Genomic DNA, 416 nt, shown 5'->3' on the forward strand with positions numbered 1-416 from the left:
GCCGGTCCGTCTATCGGTCGTGTTAGAGGTGCCCTCCCGGCCCACGTGCCCATGGAGGAATGGCACCATGAGCGCATTTTGTCGGGGCAGCGCAAGATATTTCTTTACCGCTGGCACTCTGGCGCAAGCGATTGCTTTATCTGGAATTGCCACCAACGCGCTTTCATGATTGCTGGGTCCATGTCACGTCCTCGCCTGCTGCCTGAAAAGAATTTTCCGGGCTACGCATACCTGCCTCGCAAACATCCACATCCGGTTCGCGACCCGTTGTGTCACAGTTATCAAAGCGACCCGGTCACCCTTGTTACAGTCGAGGAATCACTCAGTTCAAACGTGTTCCGATGGGGAATCGACCTTTTCAACCACGGGTATTACTGGGAAGCTCATGAGGCTTGGGAGCCTCTTTGGCATGCTGC

General features: G+C 55.3%; 1 protein-coding gene. It reads left to right on the plus strand.

Annotated elements, in window-relative coordinates:
* Positions 1 to 51: 51 nt before the first annotated feature.
* On the plus strand, positions 52 to 416 hold a 365-nt coding region (locus EN853_RS35050; RefSeq protein WP_245517519.1), incomplete at its 3' end, for a DUF309 domain-containing protein.

This window comes from Mesorhizobium sp. M1C.F.Ca.ET.210.01.1.1 (assembly GCF_004791585.1).
In the GTDB taxonomy this organism is placed as follows: domain Bacteria; phylum Pseudomonadota; class Alphaproteobacteria; order Rhizobiales; family Rhizobiaceae; genus Mesorhizobium.